Genomic DNA, 15574 nt, shown 5'->3' on the forward strand with positions numbered 1-15574 from the left:
ATGACGATGTCCATTCCGTGCGTGCTGATGCGCGCCGGCACCTCGCGCGGGCCCTTCTTCCTGCGCGACTGGCTGCCCGAAGGCGATGCCGCGCGCAACCAGGCGCTGATCGGCGCGATCGGCGCTTCCGACCCGCTGCAGCTCGACGGCCTCGGCGGCGGCAGCACGCTCAACAGCAAGGTCGCGATCGTCTCGCGTTCGATGCGGCCCGACTGCGATCTCGACTACCTGTTTGCGCAGGTCGGCGTCGGACACCAGTCTGTCGATACCCGGCCGAACTGCGGCAACATGCTGGCCGGCGTCGCGCCGTTCGCCATCGACCAGGGCCTGTTCCCGGCAAAGGACGGCCGCACGACGCTGCGCATCCACAACGTCAACACCGGCGCACGGATCGAGGCCACGGTCAGCACACCTGGCGGACAATTGACTTATGACGGCGACGCGCGCATCGACGGCGTGGCCGGCACCGCCGCGCCGGTATTGCTGAATTTTCTCGACGCCTGTGGCGCTGTCACCGGCAAGCTGTTTCCGACCGGCCGGCGCATCGACGTCATTGACGGTCTGCACGTGACCTGCATCGACGCAGCGATGCCGTTGATGATCCTGCGAGCCGGCGACCTCGGCCTGAGCGGTCGTGAACGGCCGGCGGAACTCGATGCCAACCTGGCGCTGCTCGAACGCATCGAGGCGTTGCGGCTGCAAGCCGGCATCCGCATGGGACTCGGCGACGTGACGAACAGCGTCGTGCCGAAACCGGTGCTGGTCAGCGCCGGCGACGGCGCCGACAGCATCACCTCGCGTTATTTCACGCCGCACAAATGCCATGCGTCGCATGCGGTCACCGGAGCGATCGGCGTCGCGACCGCATTCGCATTGCCCGGCACGGTGGCCAGTGGTGACGATCGCGAGCCCGGATCGCATCCGCTGGTCGTGCTGCACCCGGCCGGCCAGATCAATGTCGAGGTCGAACTGAAGGGCCGCGGCGAACAGGCCACCGTCGAACGGGCCGCCCTGGTGCGGACAGCGCGCAAGATCATGCAGGGCGTGCTCCACCTGCCGGGTTATGTATTCCCGCCCGCAGCCGCTGCCTCGGCGGAGCCGGCCGCACTGGTCGCCAGCGGCGGGCGCGCGTTTCCACGGCGGGAAATCCACATCATCGTGCCAACGACCGCCGGCGGCGGCAACGACACGATGGCACGCGCGCTGACCCGCAAGCTCGGCCCGCTGCTCGGCCAGCCGGTGCTGGTCGACAACCGTGCCGGTGCGAATGGGTCGATCGCGAGCGAACATGTCGCGGCCGCACCCGCCGACGGCCACACGCTGCTGTTCGGCTATATCGCGACCCACGGAATCAATCCGGCGCTGCAAAAACTGCGCTACGACCCTGTTGCCGACTTTGCGCCGATCGGGCTGATCGGCCATTCGCCCACGCTGCTCGTCGTGCCGGCCGAACTGCCTGTGAGCAATGTCTCGGAGCTGGTGCGCCTGCTGCGCGATTCGCCGCAACGGCTCGCCTATGCTTCGGCCGGCGAGGGCACGGTGCCGCATCTTGCTGCCGAGCTGTTCCAGCTGCAGACCGCCACCCGCATGTTGCGGATCGACTTCGTCGGCGCAGGCCCGGCGATCGCCAAGGTCGCCGGTGGCCTGGTGCAGCTGATGTTCCCGAGCCTGTTCACTGCGCAGCCTTTTCTGCGCAGCGGCAAGCTGAAGGCGCTGGCGGTTGCCGCGCCAACACGGCTGCCGGCCTGGCCCGATCTGCCGACGATGCTCGAGGCCGGGGTGTCCGGTGTCGAGATCACGCAGTGGTATGCGCTGTTTGCACCGGCGAAAACGCCGGCTGCTGTCGTGCGGCAGCTCAACGCCGCATTGAACCGGGTGCTGGAGGATCCCGAAACCGTCGCCCGCCTGGACGCCGAAGGCGCGCAGGTAAAAACCTCGACGCCGGGCGAACTGCACGACTGGCTGATGAAGGAGGCCGAGCGCTGGCAGTCGGTGGTGCTGCAGGGCGGCCTGAAGCCGACGCCGGCGGCAGTGCTCGACTAGCCTGCCGGGGTCGGGAGCGAGCGGGGCGTGGCTTAAGCGCCCAGCCTGCGGAAAACGTGGACGCCCGAGCGCGCACTTGCGCATAAAGTGATCGCTTTCCGGACACCAAGGGGCGAGGCCGTGTTTCCCGACAATTTCGACGCCGATGCGGTGCTGAAGCTGGCCGCGCAGAACATGTTCGATGCGTTCTCGCGCAGCGCGATGGGCACGATGGTGGTCGATCGGCAGCACCGCATCGTCTGGATCAGCGACGGCTACAAGCAGTTTCTGCCGGCGCTCGGCCATGCCGAGGAGGATTTTGTCGGCCGGCTGATCGAGGACGTGGTGCCGAATACGATGATGCCGCACGTCGTCGATACCGGGCAGCCGATGCTGATCGATCTGCTGACCAACAAGGCCGGCACCTTCGTCGTCAGCCGGCTGCCGTTGCGCGACGACCGCGGCGAGGTGATCGGCGCCTTCGGCATGGTGCTGCTCGACCATCCGGAAACGACGATGCAGCCGCTGATCGGCAAATTCAACCGGCTGCAGCAGCAGCTCGACACCGTGCACGCCCAGCTCGCGGATGCGCGGCGGCCAAAATATTCGATTGCCGGCTTCATCGGATCGAGCCCGGCGGTGCTGGAAGTCAAGCGGCAGGCGCGTCGCGTCGCGCCGACATCGAGCACGGTACTGCTTCTCGGCGAGACCGGCACCGGCAAGGAGGTGCTGGCGCAGGCCATCCATGCGGCGAGCCTGCGCGCTGCGCGGCCTTTCGTTGGCGTCAACATTGCGGCGATTCCGGAAACGCTGCTCGAGGCCGAGTTTTTCGGTGTCTCACCAGGCGCCTATACCGGCGCCGACCGCAAGGGGCGTGACGGCAAGTTCAAGCTGGCCGATGGCGGCACGCTGTTCCTCGACGAGATCGGCGACATGCCGATGGCACTGCAAAGCAAGCTGCTGCGCGTGCTGCAGGAGCAGGAGGTCGAGCCGCTCGGCAGCAACCGCGTGCAGCGGGTCGACGTGCGGGTGATCGCGGCGACCAGCCGCGACCTCGCCGCGATGGTTGCCGACGGCTGCTTCCGCGCCGACCTGTTCTACCGGCTCAACGTGATGCCGATCCGGCTGCCGCCGTTGCGCGAGCGGCTCGGCGATCTCGAGGCACTCGCCGAGGTGCTGATGGAAGACATCGCACGGCGCAGCGGCCTGCCGCCACGCAGCCTGGCCGCCGATGCGGTCGAAGTGCTGGCGCGGCAGCCGTGGCCGGGCAATATCCGCGAACTGCGCAATACGCTCGAACAGGCCGCGCTGATGACCGACGAACTGGTGCTGCACGGCGGACATTTCGCCCGTCTGGCCGATGCTGGATCGATCGTCGTTGACGCAAACCTGCCGCCGGTTTCCTCGCCGGTACCGGCGCTTTCGTCGCAAGCCGTGGCGCCGTCGCAAGCAGCTGCCGACACTTTGCTGCCGCTGGCCGAGCAGATCGCCGCCACCGAGCGGCGGGCCATCGTCGCGGCGCTGCGCAGATCAGCCGGCAACCGGGTCGCCGCGGCGCGGTTGCTTGGCATGCCGCGGTCGGTGCTGTACCAGCGGCTGGCGCGTTATCCGGAAATCCTTGCAGGTACCGGCGGCGGCGATTGAACGGCGCAGGCTCCTTACTGTCCGCAATCGAGACAGAGTGAGCGTGTGTCCGGAATTTGGACGCCGAGAAGAGCTGGGTGTCCTGATTCGATACACGGCGCCGTCGGTGTTCGTGGCTGGCTGCGCCGAAGTGCCGGGCACGCCGCGTGCGGACTAGGGGTTTGCACCAGCCTGGTGAATTCGGGCATGCCCTTTGCGCATCTGGACGCTGTGCCGCCACGACGCGGCCATCAGCAACCCAGAGGAGATTGCATGACACGCCGACTTTTCCCGACCGCTGCGCTGGCGACTGGCCTGCTGCTCGCCGCCGCCGCACCCGTCGCGCTGGCCCAAGCGGCCAACGAGATCCGCATCGCCCATGTGCACAGCCTGACCGGCCCGCTCGAGGCCTACGGCAAGCAGAGCAAGGTCGGCTTCCAGCTCGGGCTGGCCTACGCCACCAACGGCACGATGACAGTCGCCGGCAAGAAGCTGGTCGTGATCGAGAAGGACGACCAGGGCAAGCCGGACATCGGCAAGAGCCTGCTCGCCGCCGCCTTCGGCGACGACAAGGCCGATATCGCGGTCGGCCCGACCTCGAGCGGTGTCGCGCTGGCGATGCTGCCGGTGGCCGAGGAATACAAGAAGATCCTGATCGTCGAGCCGGCGGTCGCCGATTCGATCACCGGCGAGAAGTGGAACAAGTACATTTTCCGCACCGGCCGCAACTCCAGCCAGGATGCGATCGCCAACGGCGTCGCGCTCGACAAGGAAGGCGTGACGATTGCGACGCTGGCGCAGGACTATGCCTTCGGCCGCGACGGCGTGAAAGCCTTCAAGGATGCGCTGAAGACCGCGAAGATCGTCCATGAGGAATACCTGCCGACCAACACCACCGATTTCACTGCCGGCATCCAGCGGCTGACCGACGCACTGAAGGACAAGCCGGGCCGCAAGGTCATATTCGTCGTCTGGGCAGGCGGCACGCCGCCGTACAACGCGCTGGCCGCGCTCGAACTGAAGAACCGCTTCGGCATCGAGGTCGCGAGCGGCGGAAATATCTTGCCGGCAATGGCTGCCTACAAGCAGTTCCCGGGCATGGAAGGCGCCGCCTACTATTACTTCGGCATACCGAAGAACCCGGTCAACGAGGCGATGGTTGCGCAGCACTACAAGGAATACAAGGCGCCGCCGGACTTCTTCACCGCCGGTGGCTTCAGCGCCGCGATGGCGGTCGTCACCGCGCTGAAGAAGACCAACGGCGATACCAATACCAACAAGCTGATCAAGACGATGGAGGGCATGAGCTTCGAGACGCCGAAAGGGACGATGACCTTCCGCAAGGAAGACCACCAGGCGATGCAGAACATGTACCACTTCAAGATCAGGGTCGACCCGGCCTTCCCGTGGGGTGTGCCGGAGCTGGTGCGCGAGATCAAGGCATCCGAGATGGACGTGCCGATCCGCAACAAGCGCTGAAGAATCAACCGACGTTGACCTGATCCGACCAACGTTCGCGGCCGGCGACGACGACGATGCTCGAGACCGACAAGCTGACGATCCGCTTCGGTGGCCACGTCGCGGTCGACCGTGTCTCGTGTGCCTTCGAGCCGGGCACGCTGACGGCGATCGTCGGCCCGAACGGCGCCGGCAAGACGACTTTTTTCAACCTGATCTCGGGCCAGCTGCGGGCAAGCTCGGGAACGGTTCGTCTCGACGGCGTCGACCTGGCCAACGATGGTGTCGCAGCCAGAGCCCACCGCGGCCTCGGTCGCGCCTTCCAGCTGACGCAGCTGTTTCCGGGCCTGTCGGTGCTCGAGAACGTGCGGCTCGCGGTGCAGTCGCGGCGCCGCCACGGCTTGCGGCTGTTTTCGGTCTGGTTGTCGGACAGGCAGACGCTGGCGCGGGCGCGCGAACTGGTCGAGCAGGTCAGGCTCGGCGACCGCGCCGACGCATTGGCGAGCAGCCTGCCGCATGGCGACCAGCGCAAGCTCGAGGTCGCGATGCTGATGGCACTCGAGCCATCGGTCTACATGTTCGACGAACCGACCGCCGGCATGAGCCTCGACGATGTGCCGGTCGTGCTCGACCTGATCCGCGAACTGAAGGCGCAGGGCGACAAGACCATCCTGCTGGTCGAACACAAGATGGACGTCGTCAGCGAACTGGCCGACCGCATCATCGTGCTGCACAACGGCCAGCTGGTTGCCGACGGCGATCCGGCGAGCGTGATCGCGTCGCCGGTCGTGCAGCAGGCCTACCTCGGCCTGACGCCGGTCGAGGAGGCCGCTTGAGCAACCAGCCGCCGCTGCTCGAACTGGCCGGCGTGCACACGCACATCGGCCCGTACCACATCCTGCACGGCGCCGACCTCGTCGTGCCGGCCGGCGAGGTGACGATGCTGCTCGGCCGCAACGGCGCCGGCAAGACGACGACGCTGCGCACGATCATGGGCTTGTGGGCGGCATCGCAGGGCGTGATCCGCTTCAATGGCGACATCATCGGCGGCCGCGATCCGGCCGCCGCAGCAGGCCGCGTATCGACGCTCGGAACACCGCAGATCGTGCAGCGCGGCATCGCCTACGTGCCGGAGAACATGGGCATCTTCGGCGACCTGACGGTGCAGGAAAACATGCTGCTGGCCGCGCGCGGCGCGCGCAACGTGTCGCAGATCGACAAGCAGCGGCTCGACTGGATCTTCGGCCTGTTCCCGGCGCTGCACAAATTCTGGCTTTACCCGGCCGGCAAGCTGTCCGGCGGCCAGAAGCAGATGCTGGCGATTGCCCGCGCGATCGTCGAGCCGCGCGCGCTGCTGCTGATCGACGAGCCGAGCAAGGGCCTGGCGCCGGTGATCGTCAACAACCTGATCGAGGCCTTCCGCCAGTTGAAGGCGCAGCAGACGACGATCCTGCTGGTCGAACAGAATTTCGCGATGGCCGCCGCCCTCGGCGACCGTGTTGCGGTGATGGACAACGGCCGCATCGTGCACAGCGGCGCGATGGCCGAACTGGTGGCCGACCAGGCGATGCAGCACCGGCTGCTCGGGCTGGCGCTGGCGGGGGCATTGAGATGAACGGGATGGGCGTTCGCTTTTCCAGCGTCAACAAGACGACCGGAGCGCTGGGGTGGGGTGCCCTGTGCAGTGAAGTAAAGGAGGAGGGGGCGTTCGCGTCGGAAACGAGCGCTCGGTGGCGTTCGGCCCCGGGGGACATGAACGGAACAGGGTACCCCGCCGCAGCGCTCTCGCTCCGAGCACTGCACGCGGCTCCTGCCAGACCCGGTGACCACTACATGCCAGTCTTGGCGGATCGACCGGAGGCTCGCCAATGACCGTTGACAGCAATCGCGCTGCCACGGCCGAGGCACTGCCATCCGCAAGCGCGGCAACACCTGCTGCCCCCACTGCCGTGCCGCGCGCCGAGTTCGACTGGATTCCGCTGGCATTGGTTGCGGTGCTGGCGCTGGCCGCGATACCGCTGATCGGCTCGACGTCGACCTGGGTCACGCTGACGGTCGCAGGGCTTGCGATGGGGATGATCATCTTCATCATCGCCTCCGGGCTGACGCTGATCTTCGGGCTGATGGACGTGCTCAATTTCGGCCACGGCGTCTTCATCGCGCTCGGCGCCTATGTCGCGACGACGGTATTTGCCGGCATGGCCGACTGGACCGGCAGTTCGTCTGCGGTGCTGAACCTCGGCGCGGTCTTCATGGCGATGCTGGTCGCGATGGCGGTGGCCGGCGCAATCGGTTTGGCTTTCGAGCGCGTGATCGTGCGGCCGGTCTACGGCCAGCATCTGAAACAGATCCTGATCACGATGGGCGGGATGATCGTCGGCGAGGAGATCATCAAGCTGCTCTGGGGGCCGCAGCTGATTCCGCTGCCGCTGCCCGAGCTGCTGCGCGGTGCGCTGCTGATCGATGTCGGCGGCGGCGAAAGCGCGGCGGTCGAGACCTACCGGGTATTCGCCGTCGGCATCGGCGCGGTCGTGCTGGCCAAGCTGCTGTATGCGCTGAACCGGACGAAGATCGGCCTGCTGATCCGCGCCGGCGTGCAGGACCGCGAGATGGTCGAAAGCCTCGGCTACCCGATCCGGCGGCTGTTTATCGGCGTCTTCGTCGTCGGCTCGGCGCTGGCCGGCCTCGGCGGCGTGATGTGGGGGCTGTACCAGCAGGCGGTGACACCGCAGATGGGCGCACAGGTCAATGTGCTGATCTTCATCGTGATCATCATCGGCGGGCTCGGCTCGACGCTCGGCTGCTTCGTCGGCGCGCTGCTGGTCGGACTGATGGCCAACTACACCGGCTTTCTCGCACCGAAGGTCGCGATGTTCTCGAACATCGGGCTGATGGTCGCGATCCTGCTGTGGCGCCCGCGCGGCCTTTATCCGGTGACGTCGAGATGATCACGCGGCTGCTGTCTCACGATCTGCCACGCAGCCGCTGGCTGGCGCTGGCGCTGCTGCTGATCCTCGTCGGGCTGGCCTTCGCGCCATTCCTGTTTCCGGGCAGCAAGGCGCTCGGAACTGCCGCGAAGATCCTCGTCTTCATCCTGCTCGTCGCGAGCTACGACCTGCTGCTTGGCTATACCGGCATCGTCAGTTTTGCCCACACGATGTTTTTCGGCATCGGCGCCTATGGCGTCGCGATCGCCAGCACCCGGCTCGGCGAGGGCTGGGGCGCGGTCGCGATCGGCGTGCTGCTCGCGCTGCTGCTGTCGTTCGTGCTGGCGCTGGTCATTGGCCTGTTCAGCCTGCGCGTGAAGGCGATCTTCTACGCGATGATCACGCTCGCGGTCGCGTCGGCATTCCAGTCGCTGGCGTCGCAGTTGAGTGTCGTCACCGGCGGCGAGGACGGCCTGAGTTTCCGCGCTCCAGAGTGGCTCAGCCCGTCGTTCGAGCCGTTCGACGAGCCACTGTTCGGCATCGACATCGACGGCAAGCTGTTCAGCTATTACCTGCTGTTCGTCGTCGTGCTGGCGATGTTCCTGCTGCTGCTGCGCATCGTCAATTCGCCATTCGGCCGCGTGCTGCAGGCGATCCGCGAGAACGATTTTCGAGCCGAGGCGATTGGCTACCGCGTCGTCGTCTACCGCACGCTGTCGAACGTGCTGGCGGCGCTGTTCGCGACGATCGCCGGCGCATTGCTCGCGCTGTGGCTGCGTTATACCGGGCCGGACACGACGCTGTCGTTCGAGATCATGCTCGACATCCTGCTGATCGTCGTGATCGGCGGCATGGGCAGCCTGTACGGCGCGGTGATCGGCAGCGCGCTGTTCGTGCTGGCACAGAACTACCTGCAGGCGCTGCTCAGGATGGGCGCCGGCGTCTTCGACGGCATACCGGTGCTCGCGCAACTGGTATCGCCGGACCGCTGGCTGCTCTGGCTCGGCCTGCTGTTCGTGCTGTCGGTTTACCACTTTCCCACTGGCGTGGTGGGGCGGCTGAGGGCATCGCGGCCTGGCCGTTGAGTCTCTGGCAAATCTCACGTCACTTTCTGTCCTTCAATCAACAACAACTCAGGAGCTTCACGATGAGAACCCATTCGATCAACGGATTTGCGCTGGCAGCAGTGGCCAGCGCGGCGCTTGTCGCCTGCGGCGGCGATGGCGGCGAGCCGCTGAACATCAAGCCGAGTTATGTCGGCACGGTCAGCGCGAAGAGCTACGACGGCAATTCCGACGACCTGCTGACCGGCGGTCTCGGCAAGAGCGGTCTCGCCGGCGCCGCGCCGACCTATGCGAACCCGCTCGCGCCGACCGCTGCCGAATTGCGCCGCGCGGCGATCTACAACAATTACCGCGCAATCGTCGACACGACCGCCGCCGGCGGCTACGGCACGCTGTACGGCCCGAACGTCGATGCCAACGGCAATGCAACGGCGTCGGAAGGCAAGGTTGCCGGCACCGAATACATCGCCTACAGCGACGACGGCAGCGGCCGGCAGAACGTCACGCTGATGGTGCAGGTGCCGAGCACCTTCAGCACCGCCAACCCGTGCATCATCACCGCGACATCGTCGGGTTCACGCGGCGTCTATGGGGCGATCTCGACCGGCGAATGGGGGCTGCGCAAGGGCTGCGCGGTCGCCTATACCGACAAGGGTACCGGTGCCTCGACGCACGACCTGATGAACGATACCGTGCCGCTGATCGACGGCACGCGCGCGACCGCGACGACGGCCGGCAATGCGGCGCATTTCAAGGCTGCGCTGTCGGCCTCGGAGCGTGCCGCATTCAATGCCGCGACGCCGAACCGCTTTGCGTTCAAGCATGCGCATTCGCAGCAGAATCCGGAGAAGGACTGGGGCAAATACACGCTGCAGGCGGTCGAATTCGCCTTCTATGTGCTGAACGAGCAGTTTGCCCAGACCAGCATCGGCGGCACCAAGACACAGCGTTTCCAGCCGTCGAATACGCTGGTGATCGCATCGAGCCTGTCGAATGGCGGCGGCGCGGCGATCGCAGCGGCCGAGCTCGATGGCAGCGGGCTGATCGACGGCGTCGCGGTCTCCGAGCCGAACGTCAACCTGCCGGCCAATCCGGGTATCACGATCAAGCGTGGCAACACGACGATCGCGACCACCGGCAAGACGCTGCACGACTACACGACGATGGCCAACCTGTACCAGTCGTGCGCGGCGCTGGCACCGTCGGTCGCCAATGCGCCGGGCCGGGCATTCATCATCACCGCGTCGGCCGCCAACCGCTGCGCATCGCTGAAGGCGAAGGGGCTGCTGACTGCGACGACCACCGATGCGCAGGCCGAGGAGGCACTGACGGTGCTGCGCGCGTTCGGCTTCGAACCTGAAGGTGCGATCCTGCACACCTCGCTGGCGGCATTCGAGGTCGCGTCGGCGGTGTCGGTGACCTACGCGAATGCCTATTCGCGCGCCAGCGTGAAGGACAACCTGTGCGGCTACAACTATGCGGCAACGACGGCGGCCGGCGCGGTGACGACGCTGGCCGATGCATCGCTGGCGCAGATGTTCGCGACCGGCAACGGCGTGCCGCCGAGCAGCGGCGTGCAGCTGATCAACCAGAACAATCCGACCGGTCCGCTGCGCGACCTGTTGTCGACCTCGCCGTCGACCGGGTTGGCAGACTTCAACATCGATGGCGCGATCTGCCTGCGCGGCCTGCTGACCGGCACGTCGCCGGCCGCGCAGGCGTTGCAGACCGGCATCAACGAAACCCGGCGCAACGGCAACCTGCGCGGCAAGCCGGCGGTGATCGTCCATGGTCGCGACGATGCGCTGCTGCCTGTCAACCACACCTCGCGGCCATATTTCGGGTTGAACAAGAAAACCGAAGGCGCGAACAGCAAGCTGAGCTACATCGAGGTGACGAATGCCCAGCATTTCGACACCTTCATCGGCCTGCCGACGCTGCTCGGTGGTTATGACAGCCGCTATATCCCGCTGCATGTCTATCTGTTCCGCGCCCTCGATTCGGTTTATGCGAACCTGAAGAGCGGCACCGCGCTGCCGCCGAGCCAGGTGGTGCGCACGGTGCCGCGTGGCGGCACGCCAGGATCGGCGCCGGCGATCACCGCGGCCAACGTGCCGCCGTTTGCGGCGACGCCGACTGCGGCCAACGCGATTGCGTTCTCGAACGATACCGTGACGATCCCGGACTGATCCGGCCACCGCGATGTCGTCGCCGCGTTCGCATTACGTCGACTGCTGTTCACGCGAGCTCCATGTCGTTGAATGGGGCGAGGCGCTGGGGCCGCAGGCGCAGACGGTGATCGCCTGGCATGGCCTGGCTCGCACCTGTCGCGACATGGACGACATCGCGGCCCATCTGTCCGACCGATACCGGGTGCTCTGCCCGGATACGCTCGGGCGCGGGCTCAGCCAGTGGAGCCCGTTGCCCGAGCAGGAATATTGCCTCGAGTTCTACGTCCGCCAAGCGGTCGAGCTGATGGACCGCTTCGGCCTCGAGCGCTGCCACTGGCTCGGCACGTCGATGGGCGGCGCGATCGGCACGCTGGCGGCCGCCGGGCCGCTGCGCGGCCGGATCGAGCGGCTGGTGCTGAACGACAACGGCCCGCAGCTCGCCGACAGCGCAATCGAGCGGATCCGCAGTTATGCCGGCAGCCCGGCATCGTTTGCGACGGTCAGCGAACTCGAGGCCTATTTCCGCAAGGTCTACCAGCCCTACGGCTGGTTGAGCGACGCGCAATGGCGGCGGCTGACCGAGACATCGGTGCGTCGCCTGCCGAACGGACGGGTCACGCCGCACTACGACCCGGCGATGGTGATGCAGTTCATCCACCATCCGAACGACTACGAGTTGTGGTCGCAGTGGGACAGCCTGAGCCTGCCGGTGTTGTGCCTGCGCGGCGAATCGTCGGACCTGCTGCTCGCCGACACCGCCGAACAGATGCGCCAGCGCGGCCCGCGCGCCGTCGTCGCGACGATCGCCGGCTGCGGCCACGCGCCGGCGCTCAATACGCCGGAACAGTTCTCGTTGATCGACCGGTTTCTGGCGGGGTAAACAAAGATCAAGTGGCGGTGAGCGGTCCTTAGCGGCCGTTGATTTCGCTGGCTGGGCTGACTTTGTGGGAGGGGCTTCAGCCCCGATTCGGAATCTTGGCCGCGCGCATGCCCTTCGAATTGCATCCCATGACCGAGCGGCGCGGCAGGCGGCACCCGGTCGTGGCTCATGATGCGGCGGTCCTCGCTGGCGCTCGGACTGCGCTGCGATGCTCGGTCCAGGGTCGCGCGGCGGAACTCGCTACGTTCGCTGCGCTCACTGCGCTCGGACAACCGCCGCGAGCATGTTTGTTGATGCTCGCTGCGCTCGCCGACCCTGGCCCTGCGCTTCTCGCCGCCGCATAAATCGCCCCGCCCGGGAACCGCCTGCCGCGCTGCAACGATGGTGAACCTCGTCGAAGTCCTCGGTGCTGCCGCAAAGGCGTGGGCGGGTGGCTGCTGGCGCGCATATGCGCAGCTGAGAAGGCGAGCACGGACACAAGGGGTCCGGGGGACCCCTTGTGCCTTGCGAGCGACCGGGCCGCAAGGCCCGGTGCGGCCTGCAAGGCCAGGGCTTGTGGCCCGCGAGCGCAGCGAGCATCAACAACTGACTTGTCGCGGACTGTTTGAGCGTAACGAGCGAAGCGAGTGCAGCGAGTTTCCGCGACGGGCCACAAGACCGAGCATCGCAGGGAACCCGAGCGCCCGGCGCGAGGGCAAGCATCTAAGCGCAAGCGGCCGCACGACCGCGCCTTTGCTCTCGCCTCTGTGCCTGACGATTCACAGTCGTGCAAGCACCCCGAATCGGGGCTGAAGCCCCTCCCACAAAGTCAGCCCAGCCAGCGAAATCAACGGCCGCTCCGGGCCGTTCGGTGTCGCTCGCGAATCCGGTTTCCGTCGGAGGGTCGACTGTGGATCCCGAGCGCGCCGCGCTCAGTGCAGGTGCCGCTCGAAAAAGCCGAGCGTGCGGGTCCAGGCCAGCGCCGCCGCATCCGGGTTGTATTCGGTCAGGTGGAAACGGTTCGGGCCGCTCTGCGTCTCGTTCGCAAAGCCGTGCATCGCCTGGTAGCGGTGGAATTCGTAGCCGACCTTCGCGGCGCGGAGTTTTTCTTCCAGCGCGTCGACCTGGGCGATCGGGAACGGCACGTCCTCGGTCGCGAAATGGCCCATCAGCGGCGCCTTGATCTTGCCGGCGTCGACATATTCGAGGGGCGGCACGCCATACCAGACGACGCCGGCATCGGCCTCGGGCACGTTGACGACGGTCAGCAGCGTCAGCGCGCCGCCCATGCAGTAGCCGGTCACTCCGACCTTGCCGCAGCCGCGCTGCTGCTTCAGGTGCTGGATTGCGCCGCGGATATCCTGGCCGGCGGCATCGCCGAAGTCGAGGTTGCCCATCAGGTGCTCGGCTTCGGCCGCCTCGACGGTCGATTTGCCGCGGTACAGATCCGGCACCAGCGCGGTGTAGCCGGCCGCCGCATACCGGTCGGCGACACCACGGATCTGGTCGTTCAGTCCCCACCACTCCTGGATCACGACGACGCCGGGCGCATTGGCGCCGGCTTCAGCCAGATAACCCTCGACGGAGCCGCCGTCGGGGCGCTGATACGTCACTGTCTGTCCCATCGAAATCTCCTCGAAGTCGAAACATCCATGTCGTTGATTGTGCGGCGAGCGTGCGCCGCATGCCTATCGTAAGCGCGCCTCCCTTGGCCTTGGGACTGACCTGCGCGGAGCGATGTTCTAGCATCGGGGTTTTGATCCCCCGTTTTCTGGAAAGGAATCCTCGCGAATGTCCCTCATCGCCCCGCTGCGCAACCTGTTGATCGTTCTCGGCCTGTGTCTGGCCACGTTGTCCAGTGCGATGGCGCAGTCGATGGTGAGCATCAAGGGCAGCACCGTCAACATGCGCGCCCAGCCGAACCTGCGCTCCGAGGTGCTGTGGGAACTGAAACGCGGTTATCCGCTGCGCGTCATCAAGCGCAGCGGCCGCTGGCTGAAGGTGCGCGATTTCGAGAACGACAGCGGCTGGGTCGCGCGCTCGTTGACCGGCCGCTCGCCGCATCACGTCGTCAAGTCGAATACCGCCAATGTTCGCAAGGGCCCGGGCACCAGGCATTCGATTGTCGGCAAGGCCGAATATGGCGAAACCCTGCGCACGCTCGGCAAACGCGGCAAATGGGTGCACATCCAGCGCTCGAACGGCCAGAAGGGCTGGATCGCGAAAGGCCTGCTGTGGGGCTTCTGAGCGGCGGCTGCCGGGCGGCGACGCATCGGTGACAGCCGCGGCCAGCCGGGCCGCCTACACTCGGCAGCGATTGTCGCCCGCGGCGCGGGCGGCGCGCCGCCTGTCCGACGATCGCCTTGCCCGGCCCCAACATGAACGAACTTGAACGCCAGCTGGACTATCCGCTGGCTGATGCGCTGCCCCGGATCGGCTCGACGCTCGAGGTGCTGCCCGGCATCCGCTGGGTCCGGATGGGTCTGCCGTTTGCGCTCGATCACATCAACCTGTGGCTGCTGCGAGACCGGCTCGACGGCCGCGACGGCTGGACGCTGGTCGATTGCGGCATTGCCGACGATGCGACCCGCGCCGCCTGGCAGCAGGTCTTCGCGAGTCAACTCAACGGGCTGCCGGTACTGCGGGTGATCGTCACCCACATGCATCCGGACCACATCGGGCTGGCCGACTGGCTGACCCGCCGCTGGTCGACTCCCGACCACGAGTGCCGGTTGTGGATCAGCGCGACCGACTTCAATACCGCGAGGCTGATCACCTCGGTCGATACCGGCGCCGGCGGAGATGCCGCGGCCAATTTCATGGCCAGCCATGGCCTGAGCGATCCGGCGGCGATCGAGAAGATTCGCGTGCGCAGCAACCACTACGCATCGATGGTGCCGGCGGTGCCGCGCCGCTACCGGCGTCTGCTCGACGGCGCCGAGCTGTCGATCGGCGGCCAGAGCTGGCGCTGCATCGCCGGCTACGGCCATGCACCGGAGCACATGTCGCTGCACAACGAGCAGCTCGGCGTGATGATTTCCGGCGACATGGTGCTGCCGCGCATCTCGACCAATGTCAGTGTGATCGACCTCGAGCCGGAGGCCGATTCGCTGCGCCTGTACCTCGATTCGCTGGAGCGGCTGCGCGCCGTGCCGGGCGAAACGCTGGTGCTGCCGTCGCATGGCCGGCCGTTTCGCGGCCTGCACACGCGGATCGACCAGCTGCAGGCACATCATGCCGAGCGACTCGACGCCGTTGTTGATGCCTGCGCCGAAGCGCCGCAGACTGCCGCCTCGATGCTGACGCTGCTGTTCCACCGCAAGCTCGACCTGCACCAGACAACGTTTGCGATGGGCGAGGCGATTGCCCACCTGAATCTGCTCTGGCTCGCCGGTCGGCTCGAGCGCCGTCTGGTCGACGGCGTCCACCGGTTCTCGGCGCCGCGCTGAT

Annotated in this window: 12 protein-coding genes; 11 read left to right on the forward strand and 1 reads right to left on the reverse strand. The window is 66.7% G+C overall.

The window, feature by feature from the left end; all coding sequences use genetic code 11:
- Positions 1-6: 6 nt before the first annotated feature.
- From ACNH6H_RS14320 to ACNH6H_RS14360, 9 genes are all read left to right on the forward strand, one after another.
- Entirely contained in the window at positions 7-2043 is a 2037-nt protein-coding gene (locus tag ACNH6H_RS14320) for a 4-oxalomesaconate tautomerase (protein WP_418318577.1), read from the forward strand.
- Positions 2044-2217: 174 nt separating this feature from the next.
- Positions 2218-3666: a sigma-54 interaction domain-containing protein gene (locus ACNH6H_RS14325; protein ID WP_418321331.1), complete on the forward strand. Its 1449-nt coding sequence runs from the start codon at positions 2218-2220 to the stop codon at positions 3664-3666.
- Between the two features lie 252 nt (positions 3667-3918).
- A complete protein-coding gene (locus ACNH6H_RS14330; RefSeq protein ID WP_418318578.1) occupies positions 3919-5124 on the forward strand; it encodes a substrate-binding domain-containing protein in 1206 nt (401 codons plus the stop codon).
- 56 nt (positions 5125-5180) lie between these two features.
- Complete coding sequence (locus tag ACNH6H_RS14335; protein ID WP_418318579.1) at positions 5181-5939, forward strand: ABC transporter ATP-binding protein; 759 nt, start codon at positions 5181-5183, stop codon at positions 5937-5939.
- Positions 5936-6718, forward strand: a complete 783-nt coding sequence (locus tag ACNH6H_RS14340) for an ABC transporter ATP-binding protein (protein WP_418318580.1) — start codon at positions 5936-5938, stop codon at positions 6716-6718. The genes ACNH6H_RS14335 and ACNH6H_RS14340 overlap by 4 nt, the downstream gene beginning before the upstream one ends.
- Before the next feature lie 253 nt (positions 6719-6971).
- A complete protein-coding gene (locus ACNH6H_RS14345) occupies positions 6972-8051 on the forward strand; it encodes a branched-chain amino acid ABC transporter permease (protein WP_418318582.1) in 1080 nt (359 codons plus the stop codon).
- Positions 8048-9115 carry a branched-chain amino acid ABC transporter permease gene (locus ACNH6H_RS14350; RefSeq protein ID WP_418318583.1) on the forward strand — a complete coding sequence of 356 codons (1068 nt, stop codon included), beginning with the start codon at positions 8048-8050 and terminating at the stop codon, positions 9113-9115. The genes ACNH6H_RS14345 and ACNH6H_RS14350 overlap by 4 nt, the downstream gene beginning before the upstream one ends.
- Before the next feature lie 62 nt (positions 9116-9177).
- Entirely contained in the window at positions 9178-11283 is a 2106-nt protein-coding gene (locus ACNH6H_RS14355) for a D-(-)-3-hydroxybutyrate oligomer hydrolase (protein ID WP_418318584.1), read from the forward strand.
- Between the two features lie 13 nt (positions 11284-11296).
- Complete coding sequence (locus tag ACNH6H_RS14360; protein WP_418318585.1) at positions 11297-12145, forward strand: alpha/beta fold hydrolase; 849 nt, start codon at positions 11297-11299, stop codon at positions 12143-12145.
- A gap of 911 nt (positions 12146-13056) precedes the next feature.
- Here the strand turns inward: ACNH6H_RS14360 and ACNH6H_RS14365 are convergent.
- A complete protein-coding gene (locus ACNH6H_RS14365) occupies positions 13057-13749 on the reverse strand; it encodes a dienelactone hydrolase family protein (RefSeq protein ID WP_418318586.1) in 693 nt (230 codons plus the stop codon).
- A gap of 166 nt (positions 13750-13915) precedes the next feature.
- Here ACNH6H_RS14365 and ACNH6H_RS14370 point away from each other — a divergent pair, with 166 nt between their 5' ends.
- Together ACNH6H_RS14370 and ACNH6H_RS14375 are read left to right on the forward strand one after the other, a co-directional pair.
- Complete coding sequence (locus ACNH6H_RS14370) at positions 13916-14371, forward strand: SH3 domain-containing protein (RefSeq protein WP_418318588.1); 456 nt, start codon at positions 13916-13918, stop codon at positions 14369-14371.
- Positions 14372-14502: 131 nt separating this feature from the next.
- Positions 14503-15573 carry an MBL fold metallo-hydrolase gene (locus ACNH6H_RS14375; RefSeq protein ID WP_418318589.1) on the forward strand — a complete coding sequence of 357 codons (1071 nt, stop codon included), beginning with the start codon at positions 14503-14505 and terminating at the stop codon, positions 15571-15573.
- Position 15574: the final 1 nt, after the last annotated feature.

Origin of the sequence: Pseudideonella sakaiensis (assembly GCF_048320135.1) — a bacterium.
Taxonomy (GTDB): Bacteria; Pseudomonadota; Gammaproteobacteria; order Burkholderiales; family Burkholderiaceae_C; genus Ideonella_A; species Ideonella_A sakaiensis_A.

Bases quoted from the DNA above. Each gene is read 5' to 3' on its own strand.
- ACNH6H_RS14320 (WP_418318577.1), top strand. From the start codon at position 7: ATGTCCATTCCGTGCGTGCTGATGCGCGCCGGCACCTCGCGCGGGCCC.
- ACNH6H_RS14335 (WP_418318579.1), top strand. From the start codon at position 5,181: ATGCTCGAGACCGACAAGCTGACGATCCGCTTCGGTGGCCACGTCGCG.
- ACNH6H_RS14360 (WP_418318585.1), top strand. From the start codon at position 11,297: ATGTCGTCGCCGCGTTCGCATTACGTCGACTGCTGTTCACGCGAGCTC.
- ACNH6H_RS14350 (WP_418318583.1), top strand. From the start codon at position 8,048: ATGATCACGCGGCTGCTGTCTCACGATCTGCCACGCAGCCGCTGGCTG.
- ACNH6H_RS14375 (WP_418318589.1), top strand. From the start codon at position 14,503: ATGAACGAACTTGAACGCCAGCTGGACTATCCGCTGGCTGATGCGCTG.
- ACNH6H_RS14365 (WP_418318586.1), bottom strand. From the start codon at position 13,749: ATGGGACAGACAGTGACGTATCAGCGCCCCGACGGCGGCTCCGTCGAG.
- ACNH6H_RS14370 (WP_418318588.1), top strand. From the start codon at position 13,916: ATGTCCCTCATCGCCCCGCTGCGCAACCTGTTGATCGTTCTCGGCCTG.
- ACNH6H_RS14325 (WP_418321331.1), top strand. From the start codon at position 2,218: ATGTTCGATGCGTTCTCGCGCAGCGCGATGGGCACGATGGTGGTCGAT.
- ACNH6H_RS14345 (WP_418318582.1), top strand. From the start codon at position 6,972: ATGACCGTTGACAGCAATCGCGCTGCCACGGCCGAGGCACTGCCATCC.
- ACNH6H_RS14330 (WP_418318578.1), top strand. From the start codon at position 3,919: ATGACACGCCGACTTTTCCCGACCGCTGCGCTGGCGACTGGCCTGCTG.
- ACNH6H_RS14355 (WP_418318584.1), top strand. From the start codon at position 9,178: ATGAGAACCCATTCGATCAACGGATTTGCGCTGGCAGCAGTGGCCAGC.